The sequence below is a fragment of the Exiguobacterium sp. UBA6282 genome (assembly GCF_002440475.1).
In the GTDB taxonomy this organism is placed as follows: domain Bacteria; phylum Bacillota; class Bacilli; order Exiguobacteriales; family Exiguobacteriaceae; genus Exiguobacterium_A.
Map to the genome: position 1 here is coordinate 1 of NZ_DJUM01000053.1, position 25,903 is coordinate 25,903.

At 44.0% G+C, this 25,903-nt stretch carries 21 protein-coding genes; 13 read left to right on the forward strand and 8 right to left on the reverse strand.

Annotated features, from left to right (window positions below; translation table 11 throughout):
* Positions 1–102 precede the first annotated feature (102 nt).
* From B2751_RS13120 to B2751_RS13170, 10 genes are all read left to right on the forward strand, one after another.
* Positions 103–1,116: a potassium channel family protein gene (locus B2751_RS13120; protein WP_290775214.1), complete on the forward strand. Its 1,014-nt coding sequence runs from the start codon at positions 103–105 to the stop codon at positions 1,114–1,116.
* Positions 1,117–2,525: 1,409 nt separating this feature from the next.
* A complete protein-coding gene (locus B2751_RS13130) occupies positions 2,526–4,082 on the forward strand; it encodes a hypothetical protein (RefSeq protein ID WP_290775218.1) in 1,557 nt (518 codons plus the stop codon).
* 114 nt (positions 4,083–4,196) lie between these two features.
* Complete coding sequence (locus tag B2751_RS13135) at positions 4,197–5,561, forward strand: hypothetical protein (RefSeq protein ID WP_290775220.1); 1,365 nt, start codon at positions 4,197–4,199, stop codon at positions 5,559–5,561.
* 28 nt (positions 5,562–5,589) lie between these two features.
* Positions 5,590–6,840 carry a glycosyltransferase family 2 protein gene (locus B2751_RS13140; RefSeq protein ID WP_290775222.1) on the forward strand — a complete coding sequence of 417 codons (1,251 nt, stop codon included), beginning with the start codon at positions 5,590–5,592 and terminating at the stop codon, positions 6,838–6,840.
* 52 nt (positions 6,841–6,892) lie between these two features.
* Positions 6,893–8,986 (forward strand): cellulose biosynthesis cyclic di-GMP-binding regulatory protein BcsB, encoded by a 2,094-nt coding sequence (locus B2751_RS13145; protein ID WP_290775224.1) that lies wholly within the window; start codon positions 6,893–6,895, stop codon positions 8,984–8,986.
* Positions 8,976–9,830 carry a diguanylate cyclase domain-containing protein gene (locus B2751_RS13150; protein ID WP_290775226.1) on the forward strand — a complete coding sequence of 285 codons (855 nt, stop codon included), beginning with the start codon at positions 8,976–8,978 and terminating at the stop codon, positions 9,828–9,830. The genes B2751_RS13145 and B2751_RS13150 overlap by 11 nt, the downstream gene beginning before the upstream one ends.
* 207 nt (positions 9,831–10,037) lie before the next feature.
* Complete coding sequence (locus tag B2751_RS13155) at positions 10,038–10,286, forward strand: type B 50S ribosomal protein L31 (RefSeq protein ID WP_094868372.1); 249 nt, start codon at positions 10,038–10,040, stop codon at positions 10,284–10,286.
* A 191-nt stretch (positions 10,287–10,477) separates the two neighbouring features.
* Positions 10,478–10,999 carry a YcxB family protein gene (locus tag B2751_RS13160; protein ID WP_290775230.1) on the forward strand — a complete coding sequence of 174 codons (522 nt, stop codon included), beginning with the start codon at positions 10,478–10,480 and terminating at the stop codon, positions 10,997–10,999.
* 128 nt (positions 11,000–11,127) lie between these two features.
* On the forward strand, positions 11,128–12,567 hold the full coding sequence (locus B2751_RS13165; protein WP_422653609.1) for a diguanylate cyclase: 1,440 nt from the start codon (positions 11,128–11,130) through the stop codon (positions 12,565–12,567).
* Between the two features lie 148 nt (positions 12,568–12,715).
* A complete protein-coding gene (locus tag B2751_RS13170; RefSeq protein WP_290775314.1) occupies positions 12,716–13,423 on the forward strand; it encodes a DNA alkylation repair protein in 708 nt (235 codons plus the stop codon).
* 149 nt (positions 13,424–13,572) lie between these two features.
* Here B2751_RS13170 and B2751_RS13175 read toward each other — a convergent pair whose 3' ends face one another.
* A complete protein-coding gene (locus B2751_RS13175) occupies positions 13,573–14,613 on the reverse strand; it encodes a copper amine oxidase N-terminal domain-containing protein (protein ID WP_290775234.1) in 1,041 nt (346 codons plus the stop codon).
* Positions 14,614–15,406: 793 nt separating this feature from the next.
* Between B2751_RS13175 and B2751_RS13180 the strand changes: the two genes are divergently transcribed.
* Genes B2751_RS13180 through B2751_RS13190 form a run of 3 tightly spaced genes read left to right on the forward strand, consistent with a single transcriptional unit; the run spans position 15,407 to position 18,005 of the window.
* Entirely contained in the window at positions 15,407–16,768 is a 1,362-nt protein-coding gene (locus tag B2751_RS13180) for a DUF2339 domain-containing protein (protein ID WP_290775235.1), read from the forward strand.
* Positions 16,695–17,258, forward strand: a complete 564-nt coding sequence (locus tag B2751_RS13185; RefSeq protein ID WP_290775236.1) for a DUF2339 domain-containing protein — start codon at positions 16,695–16,697, stop codon at positions 17,256–17,258. Before B2751_RS13180 ends, B2751_RS13185 begins: the two co-directional genes overlap by 74 nt.
* 33 nt (positions 17,259–17,291) lie before the next feature.
* Entirely contained in the window at positions 17,292–18,005 is a 714-nt protein-coding gene (locus B2751_RS13190; protein ID WP_290775237.1) for an HAD family hydrolase, read from the forward strand.
* A gap of 183 nt (positions 18,006–18,188) precedes the next feature.
* On the opposite strand, the gene trmFO is transcribed toward B2751_RS13190, so the two are convergent.
* From trmFO to B2751_RS13225, 7 genes are all read right to left on the reverse strand, one after another.
* Positions 18,189–19,535, reverse strand: coding sequence for an FADH(2)-oxidizing methylenetetrahydrofolate--tRNA-(uracil(54)-C(5))-methyltransferase TrmFO (gene trmFO, locus B2751_RS13195; RefSeq protein ID WP_290775239.1), 1,347 nt, complete (start codon positions 19,533–19,535; stop codon positions 18,189–18,191).
* A gap of 3 nt (positions 19,536–19,538) precedes the next feature.
* Positions 19,539–21,635, reverse strand: a complete 2,097-nt coding sequence (topA, locus tag B2751_RS13200) for a type I DNA topoisomerase (RefSeq protein WP_035406961.1) — start codon at positions 21,633–21,635, stop codon at positions 19,539–19,541.
* Between the two features lie 48 nt (positions 21,636–21,683).
* Entirely contained in the window at positions 21,684–22,511 is an 828-nt protein-coding gene (gene dprA / locus B2751_RS13205; RefSeq protein ID WP_290775241.1) for a DNA-processing protein DprA, read from the reverse strand.
* Between the two features lie 83 nt (positions 22,512–22,594).
* The gene (gene sucD, locus B2751_RS13210; RefSeq protein WP_035406957.1) at positions 22,595–23,512 is read right to left on the reverse strand and encodes a succinate--CoA ligase subunit alpha; all 918 of its coding nucleotides are present in this window, start codon (positions 23,510–23,512) and stop codon (positions 22,595–22,597) included.
* A 13-nt stretch (positions 23,513–23,525) separates the two neighbouring features.
* Complete coding sequence (gene sucC, locus B2751_RS13215; RefSeq protein ID WP_023468732.1) at positions 23,526–24,686, reverse strand: ADP-forming succinate--CoA ligase subunit beta; 1,161 nt, start codon at positions 24,684–24,686, stop codon at positions 23,526–23,528.
* A gap of 87 nt (positions 24,687–24,773) precedes the next feature.
* Positions 24,774–25,034, reverse strand: coding sequence for an EscU/YscU/HrcU family type III secretion system export apparatus switch protein (locus B2751_RS13220; protein ID WP_035406955.1), 261 nt, complete (start codon positions 25,032–25,034; stop codon positions 24,774–24,776).
* Positions 25,031–25,897, reverse strand: a complete 867-nt coding sequence (locus B2751_RS13225; RefSeq protein ID WP_290775243.1) for a flagellar hook-length control protein FliK — start codon at positions 25,895–25,897, stop codon at positions 25,031–25,033. Before B2751_RS13225 ends, B2751_RS13220 begins: the two co-directional genes overlap by 4 nt.
* Between the last annotated feature and the right edge of the window lie 6 nt (positions 25,898–25,903).

Here is a 25,903-nt window from a genome sequence, read left to right on the forward strand (position 1 = left end):
AGTTTCACGTTATACATTATTCTTATATTTCTCGCATAAACGCTTACCGTCCTTAAAGGACGCCGAAGGCGTTTTAGCTTGATGTGAAGAAGGGGTGGGCAGATGCATCTGTTGCTGAGAATTTCCACCAAGATGATGCGGTTACGCAAACGATCGATAGGGCTAATTATTCTAATCTTTATAGTTCTTAGTGCGTCGATTGCTTACCTGATTGAGCCGGGTACATTTCATAGCTGGTTTAATGCTTTTTACTGGGTTATGACAACGATGGCGACAGTAGGGTATGGAGATTACTTTGCAGAGACCGTAGTTGGAAAACTGTTTACCATGTTTCTATACATCTTTGGTATCGGTCTCCTCAGCTTGGTCATTGGTAAGGTCATCGACTCCATTGCGGAGGTGCAGAGAAGGAGAGGAGCGGGGACGTTGAGCTTTCGGGGGAAGGATCATGTACTTTTAATAAATTGGAGTAAGAAAGCACAAGCTGCCGTAGATGAGGTTCTATGCTATTCGCCGAAATGCCACATTGTCATTATTGATGAGACAGGAAGTCATCCTTTGGAACATATGGATCAAGTTCACTTCATAAGTGGCGATGCCTCCAGTGATGAGATTCTACTCAAGGCTAACATCCATGAAGCAAGAGCAGCCATTGTGTTCGGCGACACACGGATTGATGAAGCGTCGCTAGTCGACGGTAAATCCTTATTAATTGCCTCCAGTATCGAGCGAATTGCGCCACAAGTACATACGACCGTAGAAATAATGCAAGAGAAGAATATTCAGAATTTCAGGCATGTCCGAGTAAACGAGTTCGTTCTCTCGCATGATGCCATCTCCAGACTGGCTGTTCGATCCGCTCTGCAAGAGGGGAATTCTGAAGTAATAACGCAGCTGCTGAGCCGTAAATATGGTGATGATATTTATGAGATTCCAGTGAATACCGCATGGAAGACATATGGAGATGCGTTTCAGAACTTGCTTCTGCAAGGCGCGACCTTGTTGTCGGATCGTAGTGATCTTAGCATCAATCGAAAGCTGGATCAGGCTATTCCTAAGGATGCTAGATTGTATGTTGTTTCCGATGTAGAGACGTATCGTAGGATTAAGGGTTAGGCCAGAAATAGATGGAATATGCGGATTTTCTGGAGCTGAGGCTTCGATCATTTAGCGACGATGTTAAGTAAGAAGCGACAAATAGAAAAAAGTAAAGTTTTTCAAAAAAATCCTTATCTGTTGCCGAATGGGGTGCCAGATAAGGCCTTTTGCATATGAAGGGGTATAGAAGGTTTGAGTATATGATGTATATTACCGTTATAGATAATACTAGGTAGCATAAGGAAATGCTAAGGGAAGTGATCATTTGAGAAAAATAATCGCTGCTGCACTGTCGGTTCTAGTAGGTGTCACGGGTCTAACGGCTTGCGAAAATACGGCAGTACCAATATCAACACCAACATCGACATCGACTCCGCCTGCTACTATTCATACGGAGTTACCCGATCGCGAAGATTCAGATCATAATACTACGGTAACCCAGACGCAGGAATTAGATGACTTAGAGCAATTCATTACCTCGAAACTCACAAGTGAGTACGGTGTATATACTAATTTACTTGAAACGGATCAATCGGCGGAAGCAGCGAGTGGACATGAGGTTCTAAGTGAATCGGCATCTCTCAGCATGCTGGCAGCTGTACGTAGCGGCCAACAAGAACGATTTGCAGAACAATGGAAACTGGCTAAGCAAACCTTTGATATGAACAGCGGTTTCAGCTACCGTTATAGTCCTAAACAGCAGAAGTTATATCCACTGAATGCTGCCGTTGATGATTTGCGTATGATTCGGNNACGGTATACAGCTGAAGCAGATAAATATGGCGAAAGATTTTATAAATACAATGTAAAAAGTGGGAATATGTATGATTTTTATGATGAAAATTACAAAATAACCAACTCGTTCGTCACTTTGTGTTATATTAATTTGAGCACTTTGCGAAAATTGTCGATTTCTAGCCAAATTAGTATCAATTTATCGAATCATTTGAAGGATATACTAGAAGATGGATATTTATCGGATGAATTTCCTTTTTATGAGACACGGTTTAATTATGAGACCGGCAATTATAGTTCGGAGAATATTAATACAGTAGAGTCGCTTCTATCCATTCTAGCCTTAGCAGAGGTAGATCAGCAGAAATCCACCAGCATTGATTTTATCAAGCAGCAGGTCGAAGCTGGAACGTTGTATGGGCAATATTCGAGAGAAGGTAAGCCGCTGAACGATATCCGGTCCACAGCCATTTATGCCATTACGGCTATGATTGGCGCAGAAATCGGGGATGAATCTCTCTACCATAAAAGCATCGAAAGAATGAACGAGTTCAGAGTGACAGATGTGGGTAGCCCACTATACGGAGGGTTCGGCGATGTGGCAAGCGGCCAAGCCTATTCTTTTGACAACCTGATGGCATTACTGGCCTATGTCTATTAACTTAAACTTAACGTATTGAAGGTGAACCTGCATGATGAACAACACGGTGAAACCATCTCTAAGGCAAGGGATAACACTTGCTAACTTATCGTTACCGTTGTCCCCAGCTTTTATCACTGCTTTTGGAGTGCTGCTTATAACCGTCATCGCCCTGTTCACAGCCCCGTATGTCGGAATGGCGGATAACGGTGACTTTTTTCGTAGCATTTATAGTAACGGACTCTATTTCAATCTGCCGGATTATGACAGTCAGTACTTTGGTTATTTTGTGAAGCAATATGGAATCTTTCAATATTTTAATGAGAATGGCGCAATGTTATTTTCCTCTCAGTCATTATTTATCAAGCTGGCTATAGGTCTTAACAAGTTGTTCTTCAGTAGTGAGGTATTCGACATCCGCTTTCAAGCGGCGATTTATACGATTCTATATGTAATCGCAATTTACTTATTAATAGAGGCTATTACATGGAGGATGTCCCGAAAACAGGGATTCATCATTGCAGGTATTGCTATTTTTATATTCGGAGATACCGGGTACACGGCTTATTTCAACTCCTTTTACGGCGAGAGCGTTGTGATGATCATGATGATTTTCATGTTCGCTTCGTGGCTGATGTTATATCGAAAAAGATACAATGACTACGCGATGCTGGCAGTATTCGTGATTAGCACGCTGATCCTGACTACTTCCAAGCAGCAGAATGCTCCAGTGGGTATGATCATTGCTGTTCTGGGATGTTCACTTCTCTGGATTCGTAGAGATAAAATTTTTCGCATCCTGACGATGGCTTCTCTTGCTCTGATGTTGTTCGCAGGTGTGTTCACGTATTTGAATATCTCAAATGAGTTCGTGAATATTAACCAGTTCCATGCCATGACCCGAGGGGTGCTGAAGGAATCACCTGATCCAGAGGCTGCTTTAAAAGCGTTAGGTATGGATGAGCAATACGCCATTCTGAAGAACAGTATCCATTATGAAAAGTACGTGACTATAGACGTAAATTCACCCCTTCTCGAAGAGAATTTCTACAGTCGTTATGGATTTGTATCCATACTTAAATATTATTTAACGAATCCAGACCAGCTTAACTCGATTCTTAATGTAGCTGCTCAAAGTGCATTCTCGATCAAACCAGCGGCTATGGGGAATTACGAGCAATCCGTTGGTAAGGAATTCCGAGCACAGAGTCACTTTTTCACCGGATATAGTCAACTGAAACTAACGCTGGCACCGCGAACATTTGGTTTCATCTTCCTCTGGATGGTGCTTGTTATCGGTCTCTATATGCCCTCCTTTGTGAATTCAATCAAGTTACGAGATTTCAGAGGTATGCAACGAATGGTATTGATTGTCGCTTCGATAGGCATCGGTCTTTCAGGTATTTTTGTATCGATTATCGGTGCAGGCGATGCCGACATTTCCAAGCATGAGTTCTTATTTACATTATCCTTTGATTTGGTGACCTTTCTGACCCTATCCAGTGTGATTGGGCGTAGAGTTTCTAAAAACAGTAATCAGGTTAAGCAGGTTAGCAAGAGCACCCTATCTAGACCTTATACAAAGCCTCAAAAGGATGTGAGTGTTTGAGCATCAGAGGAGTCTTAAACGGTATATTGCTGCTGACGTTGACCCTAACAGCCCTTCTGTTTCCCGTCACGCCTGTNNGTGACTGAACTCCAGCGACTGCTGGCGGCCTATTCCATGAAGGTCACACTTAGGAGTCTGGATCAATATGAGCAAGGGATGCTGAATAATTACTCTAAAGTGATTATGGTCCGTAACGCAGCGGATATTTTGATTACTAATAAATTCTATGTAGAGGATTGGGAGCATTATCAGGGACAGTATTTGCATATTGGATACAGCCCTCCAGCCTCGCTGAAAAAGAAACTACAGTTAACTACCGATGTGATATATGACGGGAATGCAGATCTCCAGATCGGGCAGTTCTTGGAAATTCCACTTCAGGTACAGGATATGCTCTATATTTCAGGAAGTCAGGGGACAGAGTCCCTTGGAAAGCTGACCTTCCAGGAGTATGGTCTGCAAGCACCCTATTCTGTGAGTAAAGGTAATGATGCATATGTTCCATATTTTGAACAAGGGAATGTCAGTGCACTGACGATGGCGTATGTTCTGAAGGACTGGCTTCATATCAATGCAACGCCGAAAGTGTATCTTGCGATCAAAGAGATTTATCCCTTCTCTGATCTGGGACTGCTGGTAGATACTGCGGAGCGGCTGTATCAAGTGGGGATTCCTTTTCTCGCAAGTGTACGGCCGGTGTTCAGCAATACCGATTATCCGGCAATGCAACGTTATTTGGTAGCCCTCAAAAAGGTGCAATCGAATAATGGCAGCATTCTGGTCAATGCCCCTATTGCAATGCATTCAACGAGTACTAGTAATATGGATCATTCACTCCAGCGGAAGATGAACGATTTCATTAATCTGCTGGTGCATAACAAGATTGGGCCGCTTGGAATCGGGGCACAAATGCACTGGATGTATGACAAGGAATACTCGGAGGCGGGGATGGGCTTTTTCGATTCCGTGATACTGTATCCGGATGAAAAGGTTGATTATATGGAGCAGAGCGACACCTCCAAGTCCTTTCCATCCTCTTTATATAGTGTTCCGATTGATTTTTTGCAGGATCTGCATACATCCAATAATGTGATGCCAGAACTGCCGATGGATACGGTAATCACTGTTGATATGCCTAAGGATAAGGAAGAGCTTGAGGAAATGCTGAAGACGTTGGAACAATGCTGGGTTTCTTTTGCGGATTATAAACAAGAAAGGCATCAGGTTGTTACAGACGTCAATACGATCACTTCATCAGAAGGGGTGATTTCTATGAATGGGCAACCCCTGAGTCTGAACTATACGCCAGAAACAGTGAATAGCGATTATCGATATACAGAAGAGCAGAAGAAGAGCTTTACCACGCTTTTTAATATACAGAATCAATTCTTTATTGTTGCCATTATGATCTCTCTAGTGCTATTTGGCGGATTAATGATCATCGGATACCGACTATATAGAAAAAAGTATTTGAAATGAGACAACTAATCGTGATCTGGAGGATCCTATGACGATTTCAGACATACTGATGGTAATTGCAGTGATCTGTATCTGGTCTCTGCTGCTGGTGAATGTGACCCTCATTATCGCAGGCTATATATATTACATTAAATCTGAAAATGAGGACATACCAGAGATAGAGGGCGAATATCCTTTGGTTTCAATTATGGTTCCTGCTCACAATGAGGGGGTAGTAATCTGTAAGACGGTGGAGTCTCTGCTAGCACTTGATTATCCGGAAGATCGATATGAGATTATTGTGATTAATGATAATTCCTCTGATAACAGTGCTGAACTGCTGGCCGGTATCCAAAACCGAAATCCGGGGCGCCAGCTGATCGTCATTAATACGGATGCGATTACTGGTGGCAAAGGGAAATCGAATGCGCTGAATATAGGCTTCACCCATTGCAAAGGGCAGTTAATTGCGATTTATGATGCAGACAACACTCCGGAAAAAACGGCTTTGCGTTATCTGGTCGCTGAGATCATCTATGATTCTAGCCTCGGAGCGGTAATCGGTAAGTTTAGAACCCGTAACCGTAACGCAAGCCTACTTACCCGGTTTATTAATATTGAGACGTTATCTTTTCAATGGATGGCGCAAGCGGGACGCTGGAAGTTGTTCAAGTTATGCACCATACCCGGCACTAATTTTATTATGCGCAGGTCTATCGTAGAAAGTATCGGCGGTTGGGATGTTAAAGCGATAGCCGAAGATACAGAAATCAGCTTTAGAATTTATATGATGGGTTATCGGATCAAGTTCCAGCCGAAATCGGTCACATGGGAGCAGGAGCCACAAACCTTAAAAGTCTGGTTCAAGCAGCGAACGCGCTGGGCTAAAGGCAATATTTATGTCATAGTCAAAAACATTCCACTGCTTTTCGATAAATCCGCCGCAAAAGTCCGATTCGATATTCTTTATTTTCTAGCCATTTACTTCTTATTGCTGATGTCGTTAATCACCTCGGATGTACTGCTCATCCTGCATGCTTTGGGCTATGTACATACTACCATTGCTGGGCTTAGCAATTTTCTCTGGCTGCTCGCCATCATTCTGTTCGTTGTAGGTACTTTCATAACGTTGACGACAGAGAAGGGCGAGATGAGCTTGTCCAATTTATGGATCGTAATGTTGATGTACGTCTCTTATTGTCAGTTGTGGATGGTTGTCGCCGCTTACGGATTATATCTTTATGCCAAAGATCTCATCTTCAAAAGAGAAGCAAAGTGGTATAAGACTGAGCGGTATTAATAACGAACAAAGAAGCAATGTGAGAAATATGTGATCACAGGAGAAACAGAACATGATGAAAAAACAAATGGTTATACTGTTAACCTGCCTCTCTCTTTTTCTAATTCAATTGAATGTTGCAGCCGCTGAGGCTCCGCCTCAGGATACTAGATTAACATACACAACCTCTTTCATAGGAACAGATACTGCGTTAAAGGGTTCGAGTGCCCAGCAGCAATATTTTGAGGTCATGGATTATTGGAATGTGGATGAGCTCAGAATTAAACTGCACTTTCAAATTTCGCAAATTACCAAGGAGCAGATTTCTAGCGTTACCTTAACGCTAAATGGCAGCCCATTCTATACGTTTAGACCCTCACTAAAAGACAATGGCGAACAACAGCTGGTTCTTAAAGCACCTAAAGGGTTTCTAAGAAAAGGAACCAATACGCTTGGGATTCAGGGCTATTTGCAGTCGAACTATCCAGATGATCAATCTTGTTCTGTCGATTATGATTTTGATAATTGGCTGCATCTGTTTAATACATCCAGTATAAGCGTGATGTATACGCCGAAGCCCTTGACTGGAGGGATTAGTGACTTTAGCGAGCGATTCTCTGGCATTGATACCTTAACGAAGAATCATAGTATTCTGACCGTACCGGACAAAAGCACAGGGGCAGAATTGGAGTCGGCTACTTATGCGCTCTCTGGGCTTGTGAAGGGTAATACATTGGACAATAGAACGATTCCAATGCTTCCCTACCGATCAGACACTGTGAAGAATAAAGCTGCGGTTGTACTGGTAGCCATGTATGACCGAGTACCAAGTGAGCTAAAGGCTCAGCTAAGTTCCTCTGAGGATTTAAGTACACATGCACTACTGCAGCTAGTGAATAAGGATACTCAGCCCACTCTGGTCGTAACCTCGAAAGATGAGAACTTACTGATCAAAGCAGGCCGTTTTGTAGCGAATGAAGAGCTAATGGGTCAAATCACAAGTGATCTAAAGGTGGTGGATGATACTACGGAAGTGTCTGCACCCCCCCTTTCGATTAGCTCCAATATTACGTTTACAGAAACGGGTGATAAACTCATAGGGGCATATCATCAGGAGCAAACATACTTTGTTTCGCTGCCCTCTAACCGCTCGATTGCGGATTCAGGCAGAATCAGATTGGATTTCCGTTATGCACAGAATTTAGATTTCGACCGTTCATTAGTCACCGTCAGCATCAACAACACACCAATTGGCAGCAAGAAGCTGACCAAAGAGTTGGCGAATGGCGATAAGCTGGATCTTCCAGTTCCTCAAAGCTTGAATATCTCCGGTAATTTCACGGTAACTGTAGCTTTTGATTTGGAGCTGAAGGGAGCCGAATGTACTCTAGATAAGGAACAAATGCCGTGGGCGTATATCAGTAAAGATTCTGTAATGCGTCTTAATACTAAAGATCGTACGGATCTCTTGTTTAATAACTATCCGTATCCGTTCATACGTGACGGGCTTTACAATCAAGTAGCAGTCGTTCTGCCACAAGAAATGGATGATTACGCATATTTGAGTTTAGCTAATGTGTTTAATCTACTGGGAAAATACGCTGGCGGAAATATAGGCAACATTCAGTTCTATACAGATAGCATTAGCGCTGATCATTTGAAGAATAATAATGTCATCGCCATCGGCACGTATAAGAATAATAAGATCATCCGTGATCATAATGATAAGCTCTATTTCCAATATAACGGGAACGGAACAGCAATTCGCTCCAATGAGAAGATGAGTATTGAAGAACATTACGGAGCTCAAATTGGAACACTGCAGCTGATTGAATCGCCATTTGAGGCGGGACGGGGGTTGCTTGCTGTTACGGGAGCCCACTCTGAAGAGTACTATTTGGCGTCGAAGTTGATCGCAACGGAGCGGGACAAATGGAAGGTGTTTGGCGATGGGGTAATCGTTGATAAGGACGGTAATGTCAATGCGCACCGTTTCAAGATCATTACTGGAGCAGCAGAGGATTCCGTGGTAAAAAAAATAGCGGAACGAACAGACGTGTTAAGTTTCATTATCGTAATTGTGCTGGTGCTGACACTGGTGATTCTATCGCTGATCCTGCTGCTTCGTAAACATATGAAGAAACGTGGTGATAAGCGTGAGACGTAATCGCAGCGGTTTAGTTTCAGATATCGCTCTCTTATCGTTCATGGTGCTTCTTTATATTTGTATTGTCTTCATTTCAGGGGCACCCGATGATTATATCCAGAATATTATCATTTTAAATGTGGCTTTTATTCTGGTGATTGTTACGTATTTTACAACGGTGACCGCAGGGTTGGTCTTGAACCTGGTGTTTATTTTTGCTTACGGCTTCTACACGATGTATCAGACGATAACTTTGGGAGAGACGATTGGACTGAATACTTACTTCTGGCTAATTATGACCCCATTGTTAACAGTGGTTCTATGGATATTTACATTAAGCAACCGTGAGCTGCAGGCTGAGAATCAACGTTTGGAGAAAAAAACTGCCAATATGGCCATCGTCGACGAGAACACAGATCTGCGAAACAGCATTTCTTTTCAGAAGGATGCCGCCTTATTCACAGGCATTTCGACTCGATATCAGATTCCACTCACACTGCTTGTAGTGAAAGTGAAATATTGGAATGAGATTAGACGTATCATACCTGAAGGACAGTTGGCTGAGGCCATACACGATGTATCTCAGCTCAGTCAGGCCAGCATTCGTACCAATGATGCACTGTATTTGCTGGACAAAGATGACGCAACATGGGGCCTGCTGCTGTTCACCGACAGCGATGGAGCAAAAATCGTGATCGAGCGGATTAAATTGAAGCTTCAAGAACTTAATGACACTGAATTTGTCAAAAAGTATAAAGTTAGTCTCGGCCTCAAAATAGGTGCTGTAGAATATCAATCTAGCACTATTGAGAACCCATTAGATTTTATTGTTCAGGCTAAAAAACAGCTGGAGTATGATGTATAAGTCAGTTGAACGTAAGGGAATATAAGGAATATCGGATATTAGTTGACTTTACATGTCGATTTCACGTATGATGGAGTGGTGGTCTAAATCGTAAGATTTACGAATTTTCCTACGTTTATTAGGTTATACTTATAGATAAACCTACAGATCATTTGGTTAATTTACCATAAAGGCTCCACTAATTTGTTCAGAAGGAGGACGATCAGAATGAGAGAAGGCATACATCCAAAGTTCAACAAGGTTATTTTCATGGATGCAAGCGTAGGCTTCAAATTTTTGAGTGCATCTACAAAATCATCCAATGAAACAATGGAATGGGAAGATGGTAACACTTATCCTGTTATCCGCGTGGACGCAAGTTCCGCATCCCACCCATTTTACACTGGTAAACAAAGAGATACAGAACAAGGCGGCCGTGTTGACAAGTTCAAACAACGTCTTGCACAAAAGAAATAAGAATCCTTACGGACAAGCAAAAACGCCTTTGGCGTCCCTAAAGGACGGTANNAACTTGTACTTTCTTATATTTTTAAAAAGGGACAACCCATTTAGAAGCGATCGCTTCAGGGATGTCCCTTTTTTGTGTTCAGGCATGTTAGAATGAAATGGAATTGATAAATTTCGATAGTGCCAGGGGAGCGACAGTTATGGAGAATGAAATAAAAGTAGATACGGTCCTTAAGAGTGAGGACGTTCAGGAGTTTAACCTATGGTTCAGCTTGACTAGCCGAATTATACTTAACTCTTTCAGTGTGGTTGCTTATTTTGTGATTTTGCTGTTAATTACTAAGGATTATAGTACTAAAAGCATCTCAATCCTTGCTGTGACCGCTGTAGTTCTTGCCGCTGTCTTATGGTATATGACCAAATCAAGCTTGGTCAAAAAATCAAAAAAAGCCTTCGCAACAGATAGCTTATCTCAGCAGCCTCAGAGCTATTCCATATCAGATGAGGGCATAAAGTACGTATCCGAGGCAGGTTCCGGGCAAGTGAAATGGGAAGAGATACATAAAATTGGTGAAACTATGAGCTTGTTTGTGTTTTTTGTGTCTTCTAATAGAGCGCTGATTATCCCTAAGCGATACTTTCAGTCGGAACAAGATAGAACGGCGTTTAAAGACTTGGCCAGAAAGTATATGTTCTCCCATCGAGTGAAGTTCAAATCGTAAGATGTACAGATGTACTGTTATTTGTCGATTCATTTGTAAGAATGATTAGGATATAATGATAGGAGCGACTTGAAAAATAGGAGAAATATGGCATGCCGTGGATTCAAGGATATCCGTATTACTTATTAATGGGCAGTGTTCTAAGCTTTTACATGGGCGTCAGCTCCTATCGACATCGGAAGTCTGCAGGAAGATGCTATTTGTGGATCTTAATGTTGCTGGTCAGCCTCATATTTATTGCAACGGCGGGAGAGATTATGTCATCCTCTTTTCAGGCTAAGTTGTGGTGGAAGAATATGCAGCAGGCTCCGCTTTTTTTTAGTGCGCTATTTACTTATGCTGTGGTTAAAGAATACGTGTCTCCTTCCACGGAACGCCTGACTGTAAAGCTTGCTATTTTCTCGATTCCAATTGCTTTGGATGTACTGCTTATTTTTACGGATACCTATCATCATCTAATGCGTAGTGAAGTGGGCATAGCCACTGTTGCGGGTATTAGTGGAATTACTGTAAAGCCTACGCTTCTTAGCATGGCTTTTATTGCTTATGATCAGCTATTTGGTCTATATGCGATCTGCTTGCTAGCTGTTTCCTTAATTAATAGACCGAGAGCTTTTTTGCGACGGACTTTCTTACTGTTTGCTGGGCTGCTTGTTCCGGTCATTTCTGTTTTTTTACTTCCCTTGTTAAAGATCACGCTTACAGGCTTTACGGCCTTCACTTATCTACCCGCAATTATAGCGGCTTATTTGTGTTTATTCATTGATCCCAAATCCACCATCTATCCTTTAACTAAAATTAAAATCCTAGAGCATATGAAAGACGGCGTAGTTCTGACAGACCAGAATGATAATATCATTGGTATTAATGAAGCTGCGACCTTCATTTTATTAGAGATTACCGGGATATCGAACGAGACCTGGATGGGGAAGAACATTGATCTTTTTATGAGACACCACATGGACATTAGCGCTCATTATAGTCAAAGGACCGAAGGACAGTTTGAGATTGTATGTACTGGAATGAGAGAGATTTGTTATGGAGTTTCTTTGATTGTAACCGAACATCGGGCAACAGAGAACAAGGGGATGCTAATCGCTTTTAGTGACCATAGTGAAAAGAAGCGGTATGAGCGTGAACTGGTTTATCAAGCGACGGTCGATGATTTGACGGGGCTTTATAATCGCAGGCATTTTATGCAAATGGTACAAAATCAAACGATTCCGGACGGACTAGGACTGGCATTACTGTTATTTGATATCGATGATTTTAAATTAATTAATGATACCTATGGTCATTTAGCGGGAGATCAGGCATTGGTTGATTTCTCGAATAAAATACTACAGGTGTACCAAAATAAAGGCATTGCTGGAAGAGTCGGGGGCGAGGAGTTTGCCGTATGCTTTTTTGCTGAGGACAAACATGCAGCCTTAATGGAGGCAGAGAATTTTCGCACTACGATGAGTGATTACACGATAATTTTGAACGAACACGATAGTGCTCAGCTTACCGCAAGCATCGGAATTTCTTTANNTGACTTTCGAAGATTTATATCGGGAAGCAGATGAAGCGTTATATCGTTCCAAGAATTCGGGCAAGAATAGAGTGACACTAGGTCGCGAACCCATCTTAAGAGAAGCAATGAAGGGATAAGGAACATGCGGAAGCTAGATCTTGCGTTTAGAGCATCGAAGATAAAGGAGTGTCCTAATGAATCTGACTATTAATGAAGTGATGAGTAAGCTTGAGGAGATGGGTACAGAGCAGACGAAGCGTACCTTCGTACGTCATGGTGCTAAGGAACCTTTATTCGGAGTAAGGATAGGGGACATGAAGAAGTTGGTGAAGGATATCAAGAAAGATCAGAGTCTAGTACGAGCCTTGTATCAGACGGGTAATTATGATGCGATGTATTTGGCAGGACTTACGGTTGATCCCAAGAGTCTTACGAAGGAAGAGCTTCAAGGCTGGGTATCGGCGGCGTATTGCTGTGCATTAGCGGAATATACGGTAGCTTCTGTCGCTGCAGAGAGTCCATACGCATTGGAGCTTGCTAGAGAGTGGATTCGTTCCTCAGATGAAATGGTGGCCACCTGTGGCTGGAGTGCGTATGGAAACTACATTTCAGTTACACCGGATGATCTGCTCGATATCGCTGAGATCAGAGAGCTACTACAACAAATTCAGACTACCATTCATCAGGAACAGAATCGAGTTCGTTACACGATGAATATGTTTGTAATCATTGCCGGCAGCAGCGTAGCAGAGCTGCATGACGAGGCGACACGCATTGCTGAAAGCATTGGTAAGGTCCAGGTAAATGTGGGACAAACCGCATGTAAAGTGCCATTGGCTGTAGACTATATTGCTAAGGTTGAGCAGGCTGGAAAGCTTGGTGTGAAGAAGAAGACCTGTATTTGTTAAAATATAAGAAAGTATNNTTCTCGCTTAAACGCTTATCGTTCTTATAAGGACGCCGAAGGCGTTTATACTTGATAGATTTACTCAAGCTACAAATAATCAAACAAGAGGCCAGTTCCCGTAATCCGGGAACTGGCCTTTTTTACATAATCTTATTGTTGATCAACGTTCAATACGACTTTAACAGCTGTGCCGATTGGCGGCAGGCTCTTAGTCAGCATAGGGCTATAGAATCCAATAACTTTTGCGCCTTTTACAAGTTCGCTGCTGTTTACAGTTTTGCCGTCACTGTTCATTAGCACAGTATCTTTACTAATGCGAAGCACTACTTCTTGTTGTGACTGTTCGCTCAGGCCACTGCCTTTAACGGTGATGCTGATGTTTCCTTCGTCATCTTTTTGAACTTCCTCAATGGTGCCTGCAGTGCCCAGAAGATCATTTTGCTTCTGCTCATCTAGAACAGTGATCTTGTATGTTGGGGTTTGCGGCGGCAGACTCATAGTCATGATCATGGAATGCTCAGCTTTCACGGTCATACCGATGTGAAGATCTTTCAGTGCAAGCTTAGTACCGTCTGCCATTTCGATCGTAGTATCTTCACCTACATTCAGTACGATGCCATCTGTGCCTACACCCTGGATCTGAACGGATTGGTATTTCCCCTCATTATTGACAGCTGTAATCACGCCAGTCTTAGTCATGTGCTCTTGCTGATTAGCATCAGTGATCACGATGGAATCTCCCTTCACTGTCATGTTGTGGTGGATGATTTCACTTACAAAGGAAGCTGGAACATACAAAATGGAGTCAACCAATTGTGGTGCAGTTCCAAGCGTAGTGTTCATTTTATTAATGCTATAACGATCTTCTCCGGCTTTCACTGTAGTGAACACAGCACCATTGATAAGATCAACGGATTTAGTTTGTCCATTCCAAGTTAATTCGAAGCCAAGTGCTTCAGTAACCGTACGAAGTGGCACCATAGGCTCTTTTCCATTTGTAGTTTGGAAGCCTGTTTCTTTCAGAGCGGACCCGTTGATTTCAATCGCAAACGTCTTTTGATTAGCATTAACGGAGGTTTGAGCAGCATCATTTTTTGCCGAAGTTGTTGTTGGTGCGGCATAGGCTGCTCCTGTTGAAAGTGCTAGGGACAAAGTTAAAAGAACTGTGCTTGTTTTTAAAATGTTGTTCATAGTTGTGAGCTCCTTTTTAAGTTCATTTGTTAGTGTTGTTATTATCTAGACGGGACATCCCTCCAATATGTTGCAGTTTATTTGCATAAAAAAGAGTAAGAGGCCCCTCCGTTTGTAGTAAAATGTAAATATTAACAATCGCTCACATTAGGAGGCGCTATGGAGTCATTCAAAGATCGACTTAGATTCATGAAGGTCCAGCAGGACGGGCTTATTAAGGAATATGAAGCTCTAGTTGCGGAATATGAAAGTCACGATCTGGTCAACGAGAATGAACACTTGAAGAAGCAATATGAGAAACATAAGCTTGCTTTAGTGGAGTTGAAGACTCAGGTAGGGAAGCTTCAAGAAGAGAATACGGAGCTAAAAGTTACGCTAACGGAACAGATCTTAAATGAGAAGCTTGGTATTCTTAGCCTGTCGAGACAGAAGCTGCAGACTTATTTTGCCTCTAAAAGCCTTGCCCATACGGACCGGCTGACGGCTTTTGAGATGGACACAAAGCGTCATATTCAGCAGCTGTACCAAACAGCCGCGAGGCAGCTCGGTGAGGATAAAGTGGAGTTATCCAGTCAACTTGGAGCGTTGTCGGCCCAGTTAAATGAGCGTGTACTAGCGCAGCGGCAAAGACTGAGGGAATCCGAAATTGTTTTGAACGCCAGAATGGATAACGGATTACATGATTTTGCCTCGGAGGAGATCAGCGAAGAAGTATTGGAGCGTCGAAGAAAACAANNTCTTGGCCGTAGGGGCGGCATTCAGATACTCCTATTCCAACTGGTTCACAGGTTATATGAAGGGAGGCGCCTTTTTTCTACTGGGATTACTGATGTTAGGGGGCGGGGAGTGGCTATATCGCAAAGGAAAAGGCACGTTCGCTTTAGGGCTGCTTGGCGGCGGAATTTCAGTGCTGTACGGCTCTATTTTCTATAGCTATTTTTTACTGGATATTATCAGTATTTATGTAGGGCTGTCCTTATCCGTACTCGTCACTTTGACTGCAGTACTCCTATCTCTAAGGTATGAATCACGAAGTATTTGTGCTTTGGGCTTAATCGGAGGGTATTTGCCATTATACTCTTATCTGGGGGCATTCGGTCTATCGGGTAACGCGGTTTATGTGGCGATGGGGTACTTGTTTCTACTGAATTTATTCATTCTATTGATCTCTTTCCGCAAACGTTGGAATGTTGTCAATTATATCAGCTACTTATTTAATACACCCTCCATGCTGATATTAATAGCGTTATCAGATAGCAACGGAGTTAATATGATTTATGCGGTGCTGACTTTTGCCATGTATTTGGGCATTACATTATGGTACCCGTTCAAGTATCGCTCCAAGCTGTCTTGGTGGGATTTCTCTCTATTAGGATGTAACACGTTTATTAGCTGCCTCACCTTGTATCTTCTATTCCTGGATGCAGGGCTGAAGGATTACAATGGTGCGCTCGCGCTGGTCTTCTGTCTGCTGTATCTGGGGCTTGGACGAGGAATTGAGAAGCTGATGCCACAGGAAAAAGAGAGCATGCTGCTGTTCTATGCTACTTCACTGACCTTCGGCGTTCTGATGATTCCCTTCCAATTCGGAGCGGCATGGTGGTCCATTGGCTGGTTGATTGAAGGTGTCGTGCTTACCTTGTTTGGTAATCTGAATCGGTTTAAGGGGATGGAAAGGGCAGGCTGGGGCATTTTGACGCTTTGCTTTGTGGTGTTCTTCGGTCTAAATGTACCGATGCAGCTCGATATAGCCAATGAATGGATGAATTCCACAGACGCCTATTTTCCGCTAAAATATGTCTTTATTACTGTAGGTATGCTTATTATCGCCGTATGGTATGCCGTTCAGCATAACCGAAAAGACGTCCTCCTTCACTGTGAGCCTTACGAAATCACATTAGCCCTGTGGTTTAAATATACGGCGTTATTGAATTTCTGGATCTATGGATTGTATGAAACCAGAAGACTGTATCGTCTGGTTGTACCGGAGGATTTCTCGCATAGAACCTTCTACAATTTGCTAATGTCCGCTCTGTTAACTATTGTTCTGGCCTATGTATTGCCTAAGGTGAAGGTGCTGTATGACACGATCNNTTGGGATCGGATACGCCATTTGTTTGACGATTACAGTAGGCTTTCCAACTCTGCAGAATGATCTTGCACGTAATACCACGGTCGATTATATCGCACTAGGTATACTCATTATCTTCAATATTTTCGTATGGTTTAGCGGACGTGATCTACTTATCAACTTGCTTAAACGTGAGTATAAAAGTATGGAGATTTATCCTGTCTTCATGGGAGTATATCTACTCGGAATCATTACCGCTTTTCTGGGGGTACAGCTGCAATTGAGCGATGCGGGATTAATATTTAGTCTCGTTTATCTGTTGATAGCAGTTCTGTTCATCATGTACGGCTTCCGTAAAAGATATGTGTACATCCGGCGCTTTGGCCTTGGATTGACGTTATTGGCGACAGGTAAGCTGCTGTTATACGATCTGGGACTACTGAATACCGGAAGCAAAATCATCGCGTATGCCAGTTTTGGGATTTGCTTGCTCGGGATTTCCTATCTCTATCAAAAGGTATCAAACAAAATGGAGGAGGGGCAGGCAGTGACGGAGAATGTGACTAAGGGGTAGATTACAATATGAACCATAGGAAGGAAGACGGGGATGTATCAGACTTATATTTTTGATCTGTACGGTACACTAATTGATATTAAGACAGATGCGGAGCATTCTGAGGTATGGGAACGGTTGGCTCTCCATTTCGGATATCAGGGACTCTCTATATCAGGGGGGGGACTGCAAGAACGGTTTTTGCGGGAGCGGGATCTTCAACTAAGTGAAGCCGCACGGAGCTGTGAGTATCCGGATTTCGTAATGGAGGAAGTATTTCGGTCTGTGGCCCGCCAATTGGGCGGAGAACCGGATCAAGCCTGGCTATTTGAAACTGTGAGGTGGCTGCGGACGTTATCGATGGTCCATATCTCTCTATATGACGGTGTGGCTGAAATTCTACAAACGTTAAGAGAACGTGGCAAAAAAGTATTCTTGCTCTCCAACGGGCAAAAGACCTTTATTGAAGCTGAATTAACTATGCTCGGAATTATACATCTATTTGACGGTATTGCGATCTCTTCGGAAGCAGGGGTGAGCAAGCCTGATCCGCTATTTTATCGCTATTTAGTCGAAAATTATGGAGCGGACTTGAGTTCAGCCATCATGATTGGAAATGATCCTCGTACGGATATTGAGGGTGCACTGAAGGTAGGAATAGATTCCTGTTACATTCGTACAGCCTCCTCGCCATCCGATATGGCTGTGAAGAGTACGCAGTCTATATGGGATGGGGATTTACGGCAAATCCCAGGTTGGAACTCGTAGCTGCTCAAAAAAAGTCCCCGTCCCCGGCTTCTTACTCACCGGTTACGGGGACTTCTTATGTCGGACGTTTATAATTACAACACCTTTAGTTTAAAATATAAGAAAGTATAAGTTTCACGCTATACATTTTCCTTATATTTCTCGCATAAACGCTTATCGTCCTAATAAGGACGCCGAGGGCGTTTATGCTTGGTTATCGATAGCCTCCGGCTCTACATAAGCGAGGCCAGTACGATTGGCGTACTCAGCAAGACTGTCTAGTGCACGATGAGCTAGCAGCTCATTTTTTTCTTTCTTATTACGAATCTTCTTCTCCACCTTCGGCAAAAGACCGAAATTGGCATTCATAGGTTGAAAATGCTCTGGATCGGCGGAAGTAATATAAGCTGGCATACTGCCAAGAACCGTATCTTGTGGGAAGACCAACCCCTCTTGACCGAGTGCTGCTCTAGCAGCGTTGATTCCGGCTATAAGACCTGAAGCTGCTGATTCCACATAACCCTCCACACCGGTCATTTGGCCAGCAAAGAACAGCCTTTCCTTGCCCTCCATCTGATAAGTAGGATGCAAGAGTTTAGGAGAATTAATAAAGGTATTTCTGTGCATTACACCATACCGAACGTATTCAGCGTTCTCAAGACCGGGGATCAGCGAGAACACACGCTTCTGCTCGCCCCATTTCAAATGCGTTTGAAAGCCAACAAGATTGTAAAGCGTTCCGGCAGCGTTATCCTGACGAAGCTGTACTACTGCGTATGGAAGCTTTCCTGTGTGCGGATTCATAAGTCCCACAGGCTTCATCGGACCGAATAACGCGGTTTGCTTACCGCGCTTCATCATGATTTCGATAGGCATACAGCCCTCAAAGTATATCTCTTTCTCAAAATCCTTGAGCGCCGCCGTCTCTGCAGAAATCAACGCATCATAAAACACGTCAAACTCCTCTTCAGTCATTGGACAGTTCAGATATGCCGCTTCTCCTTTATCATAACGGGAAGCAAGATACACTTTATTCATATCAATACTGTCCTTCTCAACAATCGGTGCAGCAGCATCATAAAAATAGAAATACTCCTCACCTAATAGACCCTTAATTTCAGCGGATAATGCCGGTGAGGTAAGTGGGCCTGTTGCAATAACAACAATCCCTTCCTCCGGTATATGCGTAAGTTCTTCATTTATGACTTCCACGAGTGGATGATTGTGCAATGTATTGGTGATCTCTCCCGAGAAACCGTCCCGATCCACGGCAAGTGCGCCACCAGCAGGTACAGCGTGGCGGTCAGCTGCACCTAGTACAAGTGAGTTTAAACGTCGCATTTCTTCCTTTAATACACCGACTGCGTTCGTCAGCTGATTTGCCCGAAGTGAGTTCGAACAGACGAGTTCTGCGAATTGGTCTGTATGGTGCGCGGGTGTCTGTTTGACTGGCCGCATTTCATATAAATCTACTTGTACGCCGCGTTTTGCAAGTTGCCATGCTGCTTCAGAACCTGCAAGTCCCGCGCCGATTACCGTTACACGTTTCAACGGTCATTCCTCCTCTTGCTCCTGATCGATGCGTGTTTCATGATGTCCACAAGATGTACATTCTACTTTCACACCGTTCTTGATTTTCTTTTGTACCATCATACTGCTACATACCGGACATGGTTCTTCGACCGGTTTATCCCACGAAACGAACTCACATTCCGGATAGTTCGAACAACCGTAGAACAAACGTCCTTTTTTACTTCGTCGTTCGACGATATCGCCCGTTCCACATGTCGGACACTTCACACCAATCTCGACTTGGATCGGTTTCGTGTTACGACACTCTGGGAAATTCGAGCACGCCATGAACTTACCATAACGTCCCATCTTTATGACCATCGGATGACCGCAGACTTCACAATCTTCTCCAGCTGGTTCATCTTTGATTTCAATCTTCTCGATCTCTGCTTCCGCTCGTGTCAGACGTTTCGCAAAGGATTTATAGATTGGATCGACGACTTCCGTCCACTGCATGTCGCCTTTTTCGATCGCATCGAGTAAAGCTTCCATGTCTGCCGTGAACTGGACAGTGATGAACTCTTGGAAATAGTCGCTGATCATATCGATGACGAGTTCACCAAGTTCCGTTGGTAAGAATTTCTTCTCTTCAAGCGTCACGTAACCCCGTTTTTGAATCGTATCAAGTGTCGGCGCATACGTCGACGGACGACCAATTCCGAGTTCTTCCATCGCCCGGACAAGACGCGCTTCCGTATAACGTGGTGGTGGTTGAGTAAAGTGTTGCTTCGGTTCGATTGCTGATTGTTTCAACTCTTCCCCTTTATCAAGTGGAGGAAGTAATCCTTCCTTGACGTCGGTGACGGCCTCATCATCGGTATCTTCGATGTAAACCTTCATGAAGCCTGGGAATTTAACAGTTGATCCGTTCGCACGGAACATAACATCGTTCGAGACAAGGTCGATTTTGACGGTATCGAGAATTGCTGGCGCCATCTGACTTGCGACGAATCGTTCCCAGATCAGTTTATATAAACGGAATTGGTCACGCGATAGATACGATTTAACGAGTTGTGGTTCACGCATTGTCGAAGTCGGGCGAACCGCTTCGTGCGCATCCTGTGAGTTCGCTGATTTTTTTTCTTTGCGTTTTTCACTTGCGATGTATTCTTTTCCATACGCCTGCTCGATGAACCCGTGTGCTTCGAGGTTCGCCGATTCAGACGTCCGTGTTGAATCGGTACGCATATACGTGATCAAACCGACCGTACCTTCTTTTCCGATCTCGATTCCTTCGTATAGCTGTTGTGCGATCATCATTGTCTTCTTCGCTCGGAAATTCAGTTTACGTGCTGCTTCCTGTTGCAAAGAACTAGTCGTAAACGGTAACGCTGGATTCCGTTTCCGCTCTTTTTTCGTGACGGAATCAACTGTGAAGTCTTCTGAGAGTTGATTCAAGATTTGATCGACTTCTTCTTGCGAATGAAGTTCACGTTTCTTACCATCCACTCCGTAGAAGTTTGCTTCGAGCTTTTCACCGTTTGCATCGAGTTCGAGTTTGATCGTCCAGTATTCTTCTGGCATGAACGCATTGATTTCTTGTTCCCGGTCGATAATCATCTTAACGGCAACCGATTGTACACGTCCTGCAGATAAACCTTTTTTGATCTTCTTCCATAATAACGGACTCATGCTATAACCAACAAGGCGGTCCAAGATACGACGTGCTTGCTGTGCATCCACAAGATCATAATTGAGCTTGCGTGGTCGCTTGAACGAATCCTTGATGGCATCTTTCGTGATTTCATTGAAAACGACGCGGCACTCTGTTGATTCATCAACGCCTAATGCTTTGGCTAAATGCCATGCGATCGCTTCCCCTTCACGGTCGGGGTCGGCTGCGAGATAGATTTTTTGTGCTTTTTTCGCAGCTGTCTTGAGTTCTTTTAAGACCGGACCTTTACCACGGATCGTGATATATTTCGGTTCATAGTCATGTTCGACGTCGACTCCCATTTGGCTTTTCGGCAAGTCAATGACGTGCCCCATCGACGCTTTCACGGTATAGTTGGATCCGAGATAACGTTTAATGGTTTTTGCCTTAGCGGGTGACTCGACGATTACTAGATATTTTGCCATTGCAATCGCTCCCTATTAGAGGCGTACTCCGTATTTTAATCTCACTTATCATAGTAGTCTCGATTCCCATTTGTCAACGTTCAGCCGAATAGTTTTTGAAACTTCTTCTGGATCAAGGAGTGGAATCGCTCCTTCTGCGATCAATTGATTCGTTCCGGCAAAGAACGTTTCAGTCGGACACCCCGGTAAACAATAGACATCTTTTCCTTGATCGAGTGCGTGACTTGCTGTGTTCATCGTACCACTTCGTTTTGCTGCCTCGACGATGATCAACGACGAGGACAAGCCGGCAATAATCCGATTTCGTTCTAGAAATTGAAATTTTTGAATGGGTGTGCCAGGTGGATATTCGGAGAGAAGAAGACCATTCGAGAAGATACGTTCAAAAAGAGCAGCATGGGAAGTAGGATATAGACGATCAAGTCCGCCGGCCAGAACCGCAATCGTTGTCTGTTGATGTTTTAAGGATAGACGATGGACGAGGGCATCGATGCCATATGCGCCTCCGGAAACGGTGGCGAGATCTGGATGAAAGAAGGGTTGTAGAAAATGCATGCGGGAAAGGTGTTGCGGTGAGGGAGTTCGACTACCGATGATACTGATGCGTGGAAGAGTTAGGCGGGACGGATCACCGCGGTAAAAGAGGGCATAGATAGGTTGAGGAATCGTCAGTAGTACGGTTGGAAACAGTGGATCTCCTTTAACTAGAATCGACTCTTCGATCCGATCAAGTTGCAGTGCTTGTTCATATCGTTTTCGAAGCCGATTTGAAACGGGTAATTCATGACTTGGAACGATTCCGAACTGTTCAATCAATTGAACAACCGGATACGGTACCTGACACATGGCGAAGCGGGCATACAGTTCTCGATTCATGAGATCAACGCTCCTTCTTTAAGCTTCTTATTTATATAGAAGAAAGCCGTCCTGATTTGATCAGGACAGCTCTTTTTTTTGATTTATTTGACTGTGCTGTTCGTCACGCACTCGTCATAGATCCCTGCTTCTTTGATGACACGGATTAACGTCTCACCAATGACAGCTGGTGTTTCTGCCACTTCAATTCCGTTTGCACGGAGTGTCTTGATTTTTTCAGCAGCTGTTCCTTTACCGCCGGAAATGATCGCACCTGCGTGACCCATCCGTTTACCGGCAGGAGCCGTTTGACCACCAATGAAACCGATGACTGGCTTCGTCATGTTCGCTTTGACCCACTCAGCCGCTTCTTCTTCCGCTGTTCCACCGATTTCACCTAACATGATGACGGCTTTTGTTTCTGGATCTTCATTGAACGCTTTTAGTGTATCGATGAAGTCTGTTCCATTGACTGGGTCGCCCCCGATACCGACAGCTGTCGATTGACCGATGCCTGCCGTCGTCAATTGATGAACGGCTTCATACGTCAACGTTCCAGAACGCGAAACGATTCCGACATGTCCCGGTGTATGGATGTACCCTGGCATGATACCAAGTTTTGCGACACCTGGAGTGATGACGCCTGGACAGTTTGGTCCGATAAGACGAACTGGCTTGCCCTCAAGGTAACGTTTTACTTTAACCATATCAAGGACTGGAATACCTTCCGTGATACAGATGATTAATGCGATGTTCGCATCTGCTGCTTCCATGATCGCATCTGCTGCGAATGCTGGTGGCACGTAGATAATCGATGCGTTCGCACCTGTTTTGTCGACCGCTTGTGCGACCGTATCGAAGACAGGAACACCACCAAGTACTTCCGTACCGCCTTTTCCTGGTGTGACACCACCTACGAGGTTTGTTCCGTAGTCGATCATCTGTTCACCATGGAACATTCCTTGATTACCTGTAATCCCTTGAATAATGACTTTCGTCGATTCGTTCACCCAAATACTCATCTTTAGCTCCCCCTTACTTCACGAGCGCAGCAATTTTTTCTGCGCCGTCTGCCATTGATGTAGCTGCTGTAATCGCTAGACCTGAATCTTTGAGAATTTGTTTTCCTGCATCAACATTCGTCCCTTCAAGACGAACGACGAGCGGCAATTCGAGACCGACTTCTTTTGTCGCCGCAACGATACCTTCTGCGATGACGTCACATTTCATGATTCCACCGAAAATGTTAACGAAAATCCCTTTAACGTTCTCATCCGACAAGATCAGTTTGAAGGCTTCTGTTACCTTCTCCTTCGTCGCACCACCACCGACATCAAGGAAGTTCGCAGGATCACCACTGAAGTGTTTGATGATATCCATCGTTGCCATGGCAAGACCAGCACCATTGACGAGGCAGCCGATATTTCCATCGAGCGCGATGTAGTTCAAATCACTTTTCGATGCTTCGACTTCGCGTGGATCTTCTTCTGTTTCATCACGTAACGCCACGATGTCCGCATGACGATATAATGCGTTCGAGTCGAAGTTCAACTTCGCGTCCAGCGCGAGAACTTCGCCATCCTTCGTCGTAACGAGTGGGTTAATTTCTGCGATCGAACAATCCTTGTCGACGAAGAAATTATAAAGTTTCGTGACCATACCGACGAACTTGTTGACGAGCTTCACAGGAACACCCATTGCGAACGCAAGTTTACGCGCTTGGAATCCTTGAAGACCAACTGCAGGATCGACGACTTCTTTAATGATTTTTTCCGGTGTCGCTTCCGCCACCTCTTCGATGTCCATACCACCTTCGCTTGATCCCATGATGACGACACGTCCTGTCACACGATCAAGTACGATTCCAAGATAGTATTCTTTATCAATCGCACAGCCTTCTTCGACGAGAAGACGTTGAACGACTTTTCCTTCGGGACCTGTTTGGTGCGTGACGAGCGTTTTGCCGAGTAACTCCGTCGCATATTCCTTCACTTCTTCTTGCGATTTCGCAAGCTTGACGCCACCTGCTTTACCGCGTCCCCCCGCGTGAATTTGAGCTTTGACGACTTTAATCGGGCCTGACAATTGTTCTGATGCATCGACCGCCTCTTCGACGGTGAAGGCTGCGATTCCGTTTGGTACTGGTACCCCGTACGAACGAAGTAATTCTTTTGCCTGATACTCATGTACATTCATGAAAAAATCCCCCTTAACCCCTTTAGTTTCGGCTCTTTCATTGTAGTTAAAATTGGAAGCGCTGTCTATCGTTATCGACCGAAAGCTTTATTTTTTCAGAATTCCATCTTGATCAAGACGATATAAAAAGGCGAATAATTCGGCAATGACACCGTATAGTTCTTCTGGGATCTGTTCTGATACTTGAACAGCATCCAGTAACGTCATCAGCGTTTCGTCCTGCCGGATCGGAATATCGTGCTTTAATGCCTCTTCTAAAATCCGTTCCGCGATGTGTTCTGATCCCTTAGCGACGACTTTCGGCGCATGCATTTGTTCTTCGTATGATAGAGCAATCGCTTTTTTCATATATGGAGATCCACCCTTCCATTACGCGTCGAGATATCATGTGGTATGCGTTCTTTCGTCTGCTCGACCCAATCGAATCGCGTCAACGCATAGCCCTGTTCCTCGAGTCGTGCTTGAATCTGAGGCGTATAGGCTTGCATGAACGTATTGACGTGTGCGTTTGGATGAAAGACGGAAATCGAAACGTTCCGGTCTACGATCAAGACATCAATTGCGACCTCACCAAGCGTCGGTAATTGTAAGTATAAGACGATACGGGCATGATTTGGATCAAACGTTCGTTCGAACGGTGCTTCCATCATGAGATCAACATCTTCGAAAGGTCCGAATTGAGGTAATTGAAATAAATATACTCCTTTTCCTACTTCATTTGTTGCTTGAACGAGTTGTTGCGCTAAAATTTGATCACTCGTCTTTCGATCAAGCGATCGACCTGCCTCGTCGCCCTTTGCCAATTGAACGAGTTCAGTAAGAGCGTGTTTTAACTGCTTCGCTTCTCCTTCCGTCACGGGTTGACCGATTTGCCTTAGTAGTTCCCGTGTTTCCGCAGTCGGTACCGTCTGGCGCTGTAAAAAGGAATCGAGTAACTGGGGTAATGCTGATTTTTGCGGGACAGACTCAGTCGAGATGATTTTTAAGACTGGTTGTCCTTCTGCTGAAACGACTTGAAAGCGATACATGCTCCCTTCTTTTAGTTCAGCCGTCGTCCCTGCCGTCAAGACGCGTTGACCGACCTGTAGTTCCATTAATCCGTCCGGCAACAGTTTTAAGACTTTGCCGACGATGTTTGCGCCTTCCCGTAACGGTAAGTTCGCATGATCGATGATTTTAAATGGTAGTAAGGCACGATGTTCGATGTGCATGCTCGA

Excerpts from the sequence above, each read along its gene's own strand:
- B2751_RS13120 (WP_290775214.1), top strand. The coding sequence starts at position 103 with ATGCATCTGTTGCTGAGAATTTCCACCAAGATGATGCGGTTACGCAAA.
- B2751_RS13130 (WP_290775218.1), top strand. The coding sequence starts at position 2,526 with ATGATGAACAACACGGTGAAACCATCTCTAAGGCAAGGGATAACACTT.
- B2751_RS13135 (WP_290775220.1), top strand. The coding sequence starts at position 4,197 with ATGAAGGTCACACTTAGGAGTCTGGATCAATATGAGCAAGGGATGCTG.
- B2751_RS13140 (WP_290775222.1), top strand. The coding sequence starts at position 5,590 with ATGACGATTTCAGACATACTGATGGTAATTGCAGTGATCTGTATCTGG.
- B2751_RS13145 (WP_290775224.1), top strand. The coding sequence starts at position 6,893 with ATGATGAAAAAACAAATGGTTATACTGTTAACCTGCCTCTCTCTTTTT.
- B2751_RS13155 (WP_094868372.1), top strand. The coding sequence starts at position 10,038 with ATGAGAGAAGGCATACATCCAAAGTTCAACAAGGTTATTTTCATGGAT.
- B2751_RS13160 (WP_290775230.1), top strand. The coding sequence starts at position 10,478 with ATGGAGAATGAAATAAAAGTAGATACGGTCCTTAAGAGTGAGGACGTT.
- B2751_RS13175 (WP_290775234.1), bottom strand. The coding sequence starts at position 14,613 with ATGAACAACATTTTAAAAACAAGCACAGTTCTTTTAACTTTGTCCCTA.
- B2751_RS13190 (WP_290775237.1), top strand. The coding sequence starts at position 17,292 with ATGTATCAGACTTATATTTTTGATCTGTACGGTACACTAATTGATATT.
- topA (WP_035406961.1), bottom strand. The coding sequence starts at position 21,635 with ATGGCAAAATATCTAGTAATCGTCGAGTCACCCGCTAAGGCAAAAACC.
- dprA (WP_290775241.1), bottom strand. The coding sequence starts at position 22,511 with ATGAATCGAGAACTGTATGCCCGCTTCGCCATGTGTCAGGTACCGTAT.
- sucD (WP_035406957.1), bottom strand. The coding sequence starts at position 23,512 with ATGAGTATTTGGGTGAACGAATCGACGAAAGTCATTATTCAAGGGATT.
- sucC (WP_023468732.1), bottom strand. The coding sequence starts at position 24,686 with ATGAATGTACATGAGTATCAGGCAAAAGAATTACTTCGTTCGTACGGG.
- B2751_RS13220 (WP_035406955.1), bottom strand. The coding sequence starts at position 25,034 with ATGAAAAAAGCGATTGCTCTATCATACGAAGAACAAATGCATGCGCCG.
- B2751_RS13225 (WP_290775243.1), bottom strand. The coding sequence starts at position 25,897 with ATGCACATCGAACATCGTGCCTTACTACCATTTAAAATCATCGATCAT.